General features: G+C 73.3%; 11 protein-coding genes. 6 read left to right on the forward strand and 5 right to left on the reverse strand.

The genetic code is table 11. From position 1 onward, the window contains the following. Nucleotides 1-32 precede the first annotated feature (32 nt). The 3 genes from lysA to OG715_RS04100 form a co-directional block, all read right to left on the reverse strand. Complete coding sequence (gene lysA, locus OG715_RS04090; RefSeq protein ID WP_407660944.1) at nucleotides 33-1,418, reverse strand: diaminopimelate decarboxylase; 1,386 nt, start codon at nucleotides 1,416-1,418, stop codon at nucleotides 33-35. A 78-nt stretch (nucleotides 1,419-1,496) separates the two neighbouring features. After that, nucleotides 1,497-1,703 carry a hypothetical protein gene (locus OG715_RS04095; protein ID WP_327064110.1) on the reverse strand — a complete coding sequence of 69 codons (207 nt, stop codon included), beginning with the start codon at nucleotides 1,701-1,703 and terminating at the stop codon, nucleotides 1,497-1,499. Between the two features lie 242 nt (nucleotides 1,704-1,945). Continuing rightward, on the reverse strand, nucleotides 1,946-2,866 hold the full coding sequence (locus tag OG715_RS04100) for an SMP-30/gluconolactonase/LRE family protein (RefSeq protein WP_327064111.1): 921 nt from the start codon (nucleotides 2,864-2,866) through the stop codon (nucleotides 1,946-1,948). A gap of 91 nt (nucleotides 2,867-2,957) precedes the next feature. On the opposite strand from OG715_RS04100, the gene OG715_RS04105 reads away from it, so the two are divergent. Further along, on the forward strand, nucleotides 2,958-3,398 hold the full coding sequence (locus OG715_RS04105; RefSeq protein ID WP_030397682.1) for an Lrp/AsnC family transcriptional regulator: 441 nt from the start codon (nucleotides 2,958-2,960) through the stop codon (nucleotides 3,396-3,398). Nucleotides 3,399-3,520: 122 nt separating this feature from the next. Here OG715_RS04105 and lpdA read toward each other — a convergent pair whose 3' ends face one another. Further along, nucleotides 3,521-4,936, reverse strand: a complete 1,416-nt coding sequence (gene lpdA, locus OG715_RS04110; RefSeq protein ID WP_327064112.1) for a dihydrolipoyl dehydrogenase — start codon at nucleotides 4,934-4,936, stop codon at nucleotides 3,521-3,523. Between the two features lie 206 nt (nucleotides 4,937-5,142). Continuing rightward, complete coding sequence (locus OG715_RS04115) at nucleotides 5,143-6,648, reverse strand: M28 family metallopeptidase (RefSeq protein ID WP_407661090.1); 1,506 nt, start codon at nucleotides 6,646-6,648, stop codon at nucleotides 5,143-5,145. Nucleotides 6,649-6,877: 229 nt separating this feature from the next. On the opposite strand from OG715_RS04115, the gene OG715_RS04120 reads away from it, so the two are divergent. The 5 genes from OG715_RS04120 to OG715_RS04140 all read left to right on the forward strand — a co-directional run bounded on the left by OG715_RS04120 (nucleotide 6,878) and on the right by OG715_RS04140 (nucleotide 11,582). Further along, on the forward strand, nucleotides 6,878-7,057 hold the full coding sequence (locus OG715_RS04120) for an antitoxin (protein ID WP_030397679.1): 180 nt from the start codon (nucleotides 6,878-6,880) through the stop codon (nucleotides 7,055-7,057). 277 nt (nucleotides 7,058-7,334) lie between these two features. Then, nucleotides 7,335-7,820 carry a cation:proton antiporter regulatory subunit gene (locus OG715_RS04125; protein ID WP_327064113.1) on the forward strand — a complete coding sequence of 162 codons (486 nt, stop codon included), beginning with the start codon at nucleotides 7,335-7,337 and terminating at the stop codon, nucleotides 7,818-7,820. Nucleotides 7,821-7,827: 7 nt separating this feature from the next. After that, on the forward strand, nucleotides 7,828-9,168 hold the full coding sequence (locus tag OG715_RS04130) for a cation:proton antiporter (protein WP_327064114.1): 1,341 nt from the start codon (nucleotides 7,828-7,830) through the stop codon (nucleotides 9,166-9,168). Nucleotides 9,169-9,480: 312 nt separating this feature from the next. Then, nucleotides 9,481-10,179, forward strand: a complete 699-nt coding sequence (locus tag OG715_RS04135) for a TetR/AcrR family transcriptional regulator (RefSeq protein WP_327064115.1) — start codon at nucleotides 9,481-9,483, stop codon at nucleotides 10,177-10,179. Next, complete coding sequence (locus OG715_RS04140; RefSeq protein WP_327064116.1) at nucleotides 10,176-11,582, forward strand: MFS transporter; 1,407 nt, start codon at nucleotides 10,176-10,178, stop codon at nucleotides 11,580-11,582. The genes OG715_RS04135 and OG715_RS04140 overlap by 4 nt, the downstream gene beginning before the upstream one ends. Nucleotides 11,583-11,760 lie beyond the last annotated feature (178 nt).

An 11,760-nucleotide genomic window follows, 5' to 3' on the forward strand; every position in this document is an offset into this window, starting at 1 on the left:
GCGGCCGTCGAGAGGGCCGGCGGCCGGCAGGGTCAGCGGCCGACCTCGCGGGCGCGGAGGTCCTCGACGGTCTCCCGCCGGATCAGCAGCCGCAGCCGCCCCTCCCGCACGGCGGCGACCGGCGGCCGGCCGACCAGGTTGTAGCCGGAGGCCATCGAGAGCTGGTAGGCGCCGGCCGCCGGGACGGCCAGCAGGTCCCCCGGGCGCAGGTCCGCCGGCAGCGTGGCGCCGTGCACCAGGACGTCACCGGCCTCGCAGTGCCGGCCGACCACGTCGAAGGTCGCGGTCGGACCGTCGGTGGGACGCCCGACCGTCCGCACCTGGTAGGCGGAACCGTAGAGGGCGGGGCGCGGGTTGTCGCTCATGCCGCCGTCCACGGCCGCGAAGGCCCGTCCGTCCGTACCGCGCTTGACCGACAGGACGCGGTAGAGCGCCACCCCCGCCGGAGCCGCGATCGCCCGGCCGGGCTCGACCAGCAACCCGGGGACGGCGAGGCCGTGTTCGGCGCAGCGGGCGGCGAGCCGGGCGGTGAGCTCGGCGGCGAAGCGGTCCGGGTCCAGCTCCGCGTCCTCGGCGAGGTAGCGGACGCCGTAACCGCCGCCGAGGTCGAGTTCGGGCAGTTCGACGCCGTGCCGGTCGCGGATCTCGGCGAGGAGTCCGACCAGCCGGTCGACGGCGGCGAGGTAGGGCCCGGCCTCGGTGATCTGGGAGCCCAGGTGGCAGTGCAGGCCGGTGAGCCGCAGGCCGGGCTGGCCGAGGATCCGGGCGACCGCGTCGGCGGCGTCCCCGCCGTCGATCCGGAAGCCGAACTTCTGCCCCTCGACGCCGGTCCGCACCGCGCTGTGGTGCCCGGCGGCGACCCCGGGCAGGACCCGGACCAGTACCCGCTGCGGGGCGTCCGCGACGGCCAGGGCGGCCAGCCGGGGGATCTCAGCGGCGCCGTCGACGACGATCCGGCCGACCCGCAGGCGGCGGGCGAGGCGCAGTTCCTCGGGGGTCTTGGCGTTGCCGTGCAGCAGGATGCGCTCGGGCGGGAAGCCGGCGGCTGCGGCGAGGCGGAGCTCGCCCGCCGAGCAGACGTCGAGGCCGAGACCCTCGTCGGCGGCCCAGTCCACCACCGCGCTGCACAGGAAGGCCTTGGCGGCGTAGAAGACCTCGGCCGTCGGCAGGGCGCGGCGGAAGGCCCGGGCGCGGGAGCGGAACTCCTGCTCGTCGAGCACGTAGAGCGGGGTGCCGAAGCGGTCGGCGGCCTCGGCCAGCCCGACGCCGCCGATCAGCAGGTCGCCGTTCGGGCCGGGGCGGGCGGAGGCGGGCCAGGGGCTGCCGAGCGGGCCGGGGTCGGCGGCGGGCAGGGGCCGGGGGTGCCGGACAGGTCCGGGGCCCGGGGAGGACGGGGGCGTGCGCAGGGTGGTCGTCACACGGTGCTCCTGGTCGGAACAGGGCGGGAGGGGGAGGACGAGGGTCGGCGGCGCGCGGTGGGCCCGGCCGACGGGTGGTCAGTCCTCGTAGTACATCGCGTGGCGGCAGTGCGCGGAGCTCGTGCGGCGCTCCTCGGGTTCGCGCGCCGCCTCCGTCGTGGCGGGCGCGCCGGACTCGGGGTCGAAGACGGTGCCGTGCAGCAGTCGGCGCAGCAGGGCCTCCTCGGCGGCGCCGGACAGCCGGCGGTTGCGGGGGTCGTCGGAGATCACCTGGAACTCGGTCATGGCGGGTCGTCGTCCTTCCGGTCGCGGCGGGGGCCTCGGTCGGTCCCGCTCGCAGATCCAGTCCACCCCCGCGGGCGGGCATCCGCAGCGGCTCTTGACGGAGGGCGTACGCGAACCGGCCCCGCCTTGACGGCACCTTGACGGGGGCGTCCTCTTGACGGGGGTGACGGCCCGGGAACGGCGACGGCCCCCGGGGCGGGGCGGGATGTTACCCCGGGGGCCGTCGTACCGGGCGCCCCGCGTCAGGCGTGGCGGGGCACCCGGTGAGTACCGGTCATCGAGGTGACCAGCGAGTACAGCGAGGTGGTGGCGGTGATGAAGAGGCGGTTGTTCTTGGGGCCGCCGAAGGTGAGGTTGGAGACGGGTTCGGGGACGAGGATGCGGCCGATGAGGGTGCCGTCCTCGGCGTAGCAGTGGATCCCGTTCTCGAACGCCGCCGCCCAGAGCCGGCCGTCGCGGTCGAAGCGGATGTTGTCGAAGCGGCTGCCGTTGCCGTCGATGTGGACGCCGCCCCCAGCCAGGGTGCCGTCCTCGCGGATGTCGAAGACCCGGATGTGCCCGGCCCGGCTGTCGGAGACGTAGAGCCGCTGCTCGTCGTGGGAGAGCAGGACCCCGTTGGGGCCGCGGAAGCCGTCGGCGGCGAGCTGGACCTCGCCGCCGTCCGGGTCGATCCGGTAGAGGTTGCAGGCGCCGATCTCGCTCTCGGCGATGTGGCCCTCGTAGTCGCTGGTGATGCCGAAGTCCGGGTCGGAGAACCAGATCGCGCCGTCCGAGCGGACCACCGCGTCGTTGGGCGAGTTGAGCCGCTTGCCCTGGAAGTGACTGGCGAGGACGGTGACCGTGCCGTCGTGCTCGGTGCGGGTCACCCGGCGGTTGCCCTGCTCACAGGTGATCAGGCGGCCCTCGCGGTCGAGGGTGTTGCCGTTGCCGTGCCCGGCCACCGGGCGGAGCACGCCGACCGTCCCGGTGGACTCGTCCCAGCGCAGGATCCGGTCGTTGGGGATGTCGCTCCAGATCAGCTGCCGCCACGCGGGCACGTAGAGCGGGCCCTCGGCCCAGCGGCAGTCCCCGTGGAGCTGCTCGAGCCGGGTGTCCCCGTAGGTGCAGGGGCGGAAGCGGTCATCCAGGATCTCGTACAACCCGAACTCAATCTGACCAGACATCATTCATGTCCTATCGCAAACGGCCGAACGTGGTTCTGATGATCATGAGTATGGCAGAACCAGGTATGGTTCCACCATGGCGATCGAAAATCTGGACGACACCGACCGGGCCCTGGTGGCGTTGCTCCAGCAGGACGCGGGCCAGGCCTATGCGGCACTCGGCCGGGCCGTGGGGCTCTCCACCGCCGCCGCCCACGAACGGGTGCGCAAGCTGCGCGAGCGCGGCGTCCTCCGCCGCACCACCGTGGAGGTCGACCCGAAGGCGCTCGGCCTCGGGGTGCTGGCCTTCGTGATGGTCGACTCGTCGGCCTGGATGGGCGATTCGGCCGGGGCGTTCGCCGCGATCCCCGAGATCGAGGAGGCCCACGTCATCGCCGGCGCCGCGTCGGTGCTGGTCAAGGTGCGGACGCCGACGACCGAGCAGCTCCAGGACGTGCTGCGCCGGCTCTACGCGATCGAGGGCGTCAACGGGACCCAGGCCACCGTGGTGCTGGAGTCCTTCTTCGAGCGGCCGCCGTCACCGGCACTCTGACCACCGGCACTCTGACCGCCGGCCTTCCGACCGCCGCGGGCCCTACGACCGCCGCCGGAAACACGACGGGTCCGTCCGACGGGGGATCCCCGCCGGACGGACCCGGCCGCACTACGGGCTGATCACATGTTGATCATGTGACCGGCCAGCCCGTGGATCGCCTCCTTGACCGCCTCGCCCAGCGTCGGGTGCGCGTGCACGTTGCGGGCGACCTCGTGCACGGTGAGGTCCCACTGCTGGGCCAGCGTCAGCTCCGGCAGCAGCTCGGTGACCTCGGGGCCGATCAGGTGGGCACCGAGCAGCTCGCCGTGGGCGCCGTCGCTGATGACCTTGACGAAGCCGATCGGGTGGCCGAGGCCGTGCGCCTTGCCGTTGGCGGTGAACGGGAACTTGGAGACCTTGACGTCGTGGCCGAGCTCGCGGGCCTGCGCCTCGGTGTAGCCGAAGCTCGCGATCTGCGGCTGGCAGTAGGTCGCGCGCGGGATCATCGCGAAGTCCAGCTCCATGGTCTCCACGTCGGCGATCGTCTCGGCCGCGATCACGGCCATCGACTCGGCGGCGTGCGCCAGCATCAGCTTGGCGGTGACGTCACCGATGGCGAAGATGTGCGGGACGTTGGTGCGGCCCCGGCCGTCGACCGCGATCGCACCCCGCTCGGTGAGCTTGACGCCGGTGTTCTCCAGGCCGTAGCCGTGGACGCGCGGCGCGAAGCCGATCGCCTGGAGGACCCTGTCCGCCTCCAGGACCTGCTGCTGCCCGTCCTTGGCGGTGACGGTGACCTTGACCTTGGCGGCCGGGTCCTTGTCGTCGATCGAGTCCACCCGGGTCGAGGTGAGCACCTGGATCCCGAGCTTGCGGTACTGCTTGGCCAGTTCGGCGGAGACGTCCGCGTCCTCCAGCGGCACCATCCGGTCGAGGAACTCCACGATGGTGACCTGCACACCGTAGTTGTGCAGCACATAGGCGAACTCGACGCCGATCGCGCCGGCACCCGCGATGACGATGCTGCCCGGCAGGTCCTCGGTGAGGATCTGCTCCTCGTAGGTCACCACGCGGTCGCTCAGGCTGGTGCCCGGCAGCAGCCGGGTGCTGGCACCGGCGGCGATGACGCAGTGGTCGAAGGTGATGACCTCGAAGCCGCCGCCGTTCAGGGCGACCTGGAGGGTGCGGTCGTCGACGAAGGTGCCGCGGCCGTCGTACTCCGTGATGCCGTTCTTCTTCATCAGGTAGTGGACGCCCTTGACGCGGCCGTCGGCGACGGTGCGGCTGCGCTTGAACGCCTCGCTGTAGTCGAAGGTGACCTTCCCCTCGACCTTGATGCCGAAGGTCTTGGCCTCCTTGGTGAAGATGTGCGCGAGTTCCGCGTTGCGCAGCAGGGCCTTGGAGGGGATGCAGCCGACGTTCAGGCAGACCCCGCCCCAGTACTTCGACTCCACGACGGCGGTCTTCAGACCGAGCTGGGCGGAGCGGACGGCCGCGGTGTACCCACCGGGACCGGCCCCGAGAACGACGACGTCGTAGTGCGTACTGCTGCTCATGGTGCTGATCCTCCGAGGGTGTCACGGTGTCGTGCTCTCGCCGTCCATGGTGTCAGGCCACCGCTCCGCGCACCCGGCGGACCCCCGATCGCCCGGCACCGGCGCCCGTCCGACGCGCCTCCGACCCCGCCCCGAGGAACGCGGGGGCGGGGCCGGAGGCGGGACAAGGCCTGGTGGGGCCGGGTACGGCCGGGGTCAGGACGGGGTCAGGACGCGACCTCGTGGGCGTGGCTCTCCTGGAGGCCGCCGCCGCTGCCCACCTGGCCGTCGGTCTGCTTCGGCGCGACGGGCGCGGTCAGCGAGGAGAGGTCCCAGGCGTAGCGGCCGACGGCGTTGGCGATGGCGTCGATGTTGAGGTCGAAGGCGGCGAGGTCCAGGTTGTCCAGGTCGTCGCAGGCCTTGTGGTAGCACTTGTCGAACGCGACCCCGGCGGTGCCGCCGTACCTGGCCGCCTGCTCGGCGGTCTTGATCACCTCGGCGCCGGTGTCGGTGCCGCCCGCCGGGATGCCCGCCTCGATGAACGGTCCGTAGTCGGAGCGGCCGGTGAAGTCGGTGCCCTCGTGCGGGACGCTCCAGTCGTCGAAGAAGTCCGTGATCAGGCGCTCGATCTGGGCGGAGCCCGCCGGGCCGGGGCCCGAGCCGACGTGGTCGGAGTCGTCGCCGTCGTAGACGAACTGGGCCGAGTTGGGCGAGGCGATCATGTCGAAGTTGAGGTAGAGCCGGATCTTCTTCTTCTCGGCCTCGGAGAGCGAGTTCACGTACGCCTCGGAGCCCTTGAGGCCGAACTCCTCGGCGGACCACCAGGCGAACCGCACCTTGTTCTTGACCGGCCGGGTGCCGAGGTTCTTGGCGACCTCCAGGATGCCGGCCGAACCGGAGCCGTTGTCGTTGATGCCGGGCCCCTCGGCCACCGAGTCGAGGTGGGAGCCGACCATCACGACGTTGTTCGGGTCCCCGCCCGGGGTCTCGGCCAGCACGTTCCAGGTCTTGCGCTTCTCCATGAAGGTGCGCAGGTCCAGGCTGACGGTGACCGGACCGGCGGCGGCCTTGGCGGCGAGGGCCTCACCGGCCGCCTTGCTGGTGCTGCCGACCGGGAGCCGACCGGCGTCCGGCTCCACCAGGGTGCCGCTGAGCTCGGCGTCGGTGTTGTTGTACACGACGGCGGCGGCGGCGCCCGCGGCCGCCGCGGCCGCCTGCTTGATCGCGAAGCTGCAACCGCCGCGCTTGATCAGCGCGACCTTGCCGGTGAAGGCGCCGGCCGCGTAGTCGGACGCCTCGCAGCCGGTGGTGTCGTCCACCGGGACGACCGCGAGCGGGGCGGTGATGCCGCCCGCCGGGCCGCTGAGGGAGTAGGTCATGGCCTTCAGCGGCACCGTCTCGGCCTGCGGGGAGACGACCGCGAACTTCTCGGAGAGGGCCTGGAAGAAGGTGTACTCGAACTCCTGCTTGGAGACCTTCAGCCCGGCCCTGCGCGCCTGGTCGTAGACGTACTGGGCGGACTGCTCGTGGCCCCGGGCGCCGGCCACCCGGGTGCCGCCGTTCCGGTCGGCGAACCGCTGGAACGCCTCCAGGGTCCCGAAGGCGTCGTCGGCGTCGCTGCCCGCGATCAGCCGGGCCGCCAGCTTCGCGCCGTTGCGGACCGGGTCCGTCTCGGCGGCGGCGCTGCCGGTGCCGACCAGCAGCAGCGGGGTCACCAGTGCCGCGACCGCCAGCGCGGCGCCCGCCGCCCGGTGGGTGGGGGCGGCCTTGGAGCGGGGTGCGGTGGCCGGGCGACCGGTCCGAGCGTTCAACGTGAGTCCTTCCGACGGTCTGTGGGTCTCCCGATTTGACATGCTCCGGGACGTCTTGCCAACCCCGGCGCGAAAGCTGACCGGATGCGGACACCCCGGTCTGCGGCGATGCTGGAGGAGGTGGGGCCGTCTCTTCCGGGAGTGTGACCAGATGTCCATGATGGATAAGCTCAAGGGCCTGCTCAAGGGCCATGAGGACCAGGCCGAGAGGGGCGTGGACAAAGCCGGCGACATGGTCGACGAGCGGACGCAGGGCAAGTACAGCGGCCACGTCGACACGGCGCAGGACAAGATCAAGGACCAGCTGCGGGACGACCGGCCGCCGCAGTAGGCCCACCGCGTCGGTTCCCCCGAGCTCCAGAAACCGCGGACCGTCACGCAGTCGCCCGGTCCGTGCCAGGCCCGTGCGCGCCCTTCGGCGCCCGCACGGGCCTGGTCGCATTTTCGGACTTTACATACTCATTACTATTGATCCGGTTGCGCGTTCGCGTCCCGTACGCGGTCAGGCGCCGGAGTTCCCCCTGCCCCGGCGCGGCCGTGTCCGTGCGTGTCCGTGTCCGTGTCCGCGCAGCACCGAGGGAACTCCCCCTGACGAGAGGACAGCCGCCGTGTCGATCGCCCGTGTCCGAACCACTCCGCTGCCCGGTGTCGGCGTCCAGTACGACCTCACCACCCGAGAACAGCGGCACCTGTCGGTGATCGCCCACCGCGACGGCTCACGCAGCCTCAACGTCTACCGCTCGGACGACCCCGACGCCTGCTCGCAGGCGTTCCGGCTGACGGCCGAGGAGTCCGCCGCCCTGGTCGACGCCCTGACGCCGGCCCACCACAACCCGGCCATGCTCCACACCACCGACCTCGGCCTGGTCGCCGAACGGCTCCCGGTCGACGGCACCTCGTACTGGAACGGGCGGCTGCTCGGCGAGACCCGGATGCGCACCGAGACCGGCGCCTCCATCGTCGCCGTACTGCGGCGCACCGGCGCCGTCCCCTCGCCCGCGCCGGACTTCCGGCTGGCCGGCGGAGACACGCTCATCGTGATCGGCACCCGCGAGGGTGTGGACGCGGCGGCGGCGATCCTGGAGCGGGGGTGATCGGGGGGTGCACACCGCCACCGTCTTCATCGAGCTCGGCTCGGTCATCCTCGTCCTCGGTCTGCTCGGCCGGATCGCCGGCCGGTACGGCTTCTCGCCGATCCCGCTCTACCTGCTCGGCGGCCTCGCCTTCGGCACCGGCGGACTGCTGCCGCTGAGCGCCAGCGAGGAGTTCGTGGCGACCGGCGCCGAGATCGGCGTCGTCCTGCTGCTGCTGATGCTGGGTCTGGAGTACACCGCCGCCGACCTGGTCACCAATCTCAAGGCCCAGTACCCGGCCGGCGCGGTCGACTTCCTGCTCAACGCGATACCCGGCGCACTCGCCGCGCTGCTGCTCGGCTGGGGCCCGGTGGCGGCCGTGGTGCTGGCCGGAGTCACCTGGATCTCCTCCTCGGGCGTCATCGCCAAGGTGCTCGGCGACCTCGGACGACTGGGCAACCGGGAGACCCCGGTGATCCTCAGCATCCTGGTGCTGGAGGACCTCGCGATGGCGGTCTACCTGCCGATCCTCACCGCCCTGCTGGCCGGGGCCGGACTGGTCGCCGGCTCGATCACCCTCGCCATCGCGCTCGCCACGGCGGGAGCGGTGCTGTTCGTCGCGCTCCGCTACGGCCGGCTGATCTCCCGCTTCGTCTCGCACGACGACCCGGAGAAGCTGCTGCTGGTGGTGCTGGGGCTGACACTGCTGGTCGCCGGTATCGCGCAGCAGCTCCAGGTGTCGGCGGCGGTCGGCGCGTTCCTGGTCGGCATCGCGCTCTCCGGCGAGGCCGCCGAGGGCGCGCACACGCTGCTGAGCCCGCTGCGGGACCTCTTCGCGGCGGTGTTCTTCGTGTTCTTCGGCCTCAGCACCGATCCGACCAGCATCCCGCCGGTGCTGCTGCCGGCCCTGCTGCTGGCCGCCGTCACCGCCGTCACCAAGGTCGCCACCGGCTACTGGGCGGCCCGCCGGGCGGGGATCGCCACCCGCGGACGGTGGCGGGCCGGCGGGGCGCTGGTGTCCCGGGGCGAGTTCTCGATCGTCATCGCCGGGCTGGCCGTGACGGCCGGTATCGAGCCCGGACTCGGGCCGCTGGCCACGGCGTACGTGCTGATCCTGGTGGTCACCGGGCCGCTGGCCGCGCGGTACACCCAGCCCGCCGTGGAGCGGCTGGGCGCGGTGTTCGCACGGCGGCGGGGCACCGCCTGGGCGCCGGAGGCGCGGCCGGGCGGGGCTGCGGCTGCGACGCCGACCGCGGTCGGGGTGTTGCCCGCGCGGGGTACAGGGGTGGAGCCGGTGGAGGACGCGCCGGACGCCGAGGACGTGCTTGACCCCGGTCCCGATCAGGCCCTGGACGGCCTGTCGCGCTGAACCGCGGACGCGTCCGACTCCCCCGCCCCCGGGCGGCTCACCTTCGGTGATCCGCCCGGGGGTTCTCGTTGCCCTGCTCGTTCGTCCGGTTCGTCCTGTCCGTGCTGTCCGCGCTGTCCGTGCTGTCCGCGCCGCTGCCGCAGTTCTCGCAGGGGCCGGGGCCCGGGCGCTCACGCACGCGTCCGCAGTCCTCGCACACCCGGTCCAGCCAGCAGGCCGGCTCGCCACCCTCGTCCATGCGGAGATTGTGACCCCGGGCCGGACGGGAGCGCGAGTAGACAGTGTCTACTAGATCTTGATAGACACATCCCCATGACCGAACAGGACAAGTCCGTCGGCCTGCGTGCCCGCCTGGTCGCAGCCGGGGTCGAACTGCTCGCGCTGGAGGGCGTCCACGCCCTCACCCTGCGCGAGATCGCCCGCCAGGCCGGGGTCTCGCACGGCGCCCCGCGCAGGTACTTCGCCGCCCACGCCGAACTGCTCGCCGCCATCGCCGGACACGGCTTCGGCGAGCTGGCCACCGCGCTGGGCCTCGACGCACCGTCCTCCGCCTCCGTCCCCGTCTCCGCCCCCGCCCCCGCCCCCGCCTCCGCCACCGCTTCCGCTTCCGTCTCCGCTTCCGTCTCCGCCGCAGCGGCCCGGGCCCGGCTCGACAACCTCGCCCGCGGCTACCTCGCCTTCGCGGCCGAGCGGCCGGGCTTGTTCGAGCTGATGTTCCGCCACGACGTGCTGGAGGGCAGCGGTGCAGAGCTGCGCCGCACCTCGCTGCCCCTCTTCGAGGCCGTCACCCGCCTGGTCGCCGCGATCCGGCCGACCGCTGCCGCTGCCGACGGAGACGGGGACGGGGACGAACCGCCGCCCACCGTGGTGGCGGCGGCGCTCTGGGCCAATCTGCACGGCCTCGCCCAGCTCCGCGCCTGGGGCAGTCTCCGCCTCGCCACCGGCGGCGACAGCGTCGAACCCCTCCTCCGCGCCACCCTCGACGCCCACCTCGGCCGGGATGCCGGATGACGCCCGCCCGCACCCGGCGCCTCACCCTCGTCGGCAGCGTCCTCGGCGCCTCGGTCGTCGCCCTCGACGGCACGGTGCTCAGCGTCGCCCAACCCAGCCTCCGCCGCGACCTGGACACCTCCCTGGCCGCCGTGCAGTGGACCAGCACCGCCTATCTGGTCACCGTGGCCGCCCTGCTGGTGTTCGCCGGCCGGCTCGGCGACCGGTTCGGCCACCGCCGGGTATTCGCTATCGGCGCGATCGGCTTCGGAGTCACCTCGGCGGGTATCGGCCTCGCCCCCGACATCAGCTGGGTGATCGGCCTGCGCGTCCTCCAGGGCGTGGCGGGCGCGCTGCTCCAGCCCGCCACCCTCGGGCTGCTGCGGGCCGTCTACCCGGCCGAACTGCTGGCCCGGCCGATCGCCTGGCGCACCAGCGCGATCGGGCTCTCGGCCGCCACCGGTCCCCTGGTCGGGGGCGCGCTGACCGCTCAACTGGGCTGGCGTTCGGTCTTCTTCCTCACGGTCGTGCCCGCCGCGGTCGCCGGGGTCTCGGCGCTGCTGGTCAGGCTGCCCGCGTCGGCCGAGGCCGCTTCCGTCTCCGCGGCGGGTTCCGGGCTGGACCTGCCCGGCGCCGGGCTGCTGGGCGGAGCGCTGGCCGCACTGGTGTTCACTCTGGCCGAGGTGCCCGAGCACGGCCCGTCCCCGACCGTCTGGCTCGGACTGGGAGCCGCGACGGCGCTCGGCACCGCCTTCCTCCGCCACGAACGGCGAACCCGGGACCCACTGCTGCCGCCGGCCGTCCTCCGGGCCCCGACGGTGGCCCCCGCGCTGGGCGTCCTGCTCACCGCCTCGGCCGCCCTGTTCGGCACGCTCTTCCTCGTCACCTACTTCCTCCAGGACGTGCTCGCCCTGGACCCGCTCGCCTGTGCGCTACGGGCCCTGCCGCTCGCGCTGGCGATGGTGGTGGCCGCGCCCGCCTCCGCGACCCTGAGCCGACGTCACGGTCCGCGCCGGACGGTGGTGGCGGGGATGTCCGCGCTCACCCTGGGCACCCTCCTGGCCTCGGGCTTCCGCCCGGACACCTCGGCACTCGTGACGACCGCGGCCTTCCTGCTGCTGGGCACCGGTTTCGGGGCCGTGATGGCCACCGCGACGACGGCGGTCGTCCGGGCCGCACCGCTCGGGGCCGCCGGGGTCGCGGGCGGGCTCCAGCAGACCGCGATGAACATCGGGCCCGCCCTCGGCGTGGCCGCCGCGACCACCCTCGCCGCCGGCCGCCCACCGGCCGAAGCCCTCACCCCGGCCCTGCTTGCCCTGGCCGCCGCGGCCGCCACCGGCACCCTCCTCGCCACCCGCCTCCCGGCCGCGCACCGACCCGCCGCACCGGCACCCGCGCCTGCGTCCGATGCTCCGGGACGCTGAGCACTGAAGCCCGGGCGGGCTCCTGATCCACGACCGGCTCCAGCAGTCGGATCGCGCCGCCCGGGTCGCCGCCACGGTGCTCGGCGCAAAGGCCGACGCCCCCTGCTCCCCGGCGGTGCCGGTGGGCAGGGGGCGCTCGCGGGGTTCGCCACCGGGCCCGGGCTTCAGCCCTGCCGCA

This window comes from Kitasatospora purpeofusca (assembly GCF_036010405.1).
Taxonomy (GTDB): domain Bacteria; phylum Actinomycetota; class Actinomycetes; order Streptomycetales; family Streptomycetaceae; genus Kitasatospora; species Kitasatospora purpeofusca.

Coding starts and splice junctions, on each gene's coding strand:
- OG715_RS04095 (WP_327064110.1), bottom strand. CDS start 1,703: ATGACCGAGTTCCAGGTGATCTCCGACGACCCCCGCAACCGCCGGCTG.
- OG715_RS04100 (WP_327064111.1), bottom strand. CDS start 2,866: ATGTCTGGTCAGATTGAGTTCGGGTTGTACGAGATCCTGGATGACCGC.
- lpdA (WP_327064112.1), bottom strand. CDS start 4,936: ATGAGCAGCAGTACGCACTACGACGTCGTCGTTCTCGGGGCCGGTCCC.
- OG715_RS04120 (WP_030397679.1), top strand. CDS start 6,878: ATGTCCATGATGGATAAGCTCAAGGGCCTGCTCAAGGGCCATGAGGAC.
- OG715_RS04135 (WP_327064115.1), top strand. CDS start 9,481: ATGACCGAACAGGACAAGTCCGTCGGCCTGCGTGCCCGCCTGGTCGCA.
- OG715_RS04140 (WP_327064116.1), top strand. CDS start 10,176: ATGACGCCCGCCCGCACCCGGCGCCTCACCCTCGTCGGCAGCGTCCTC.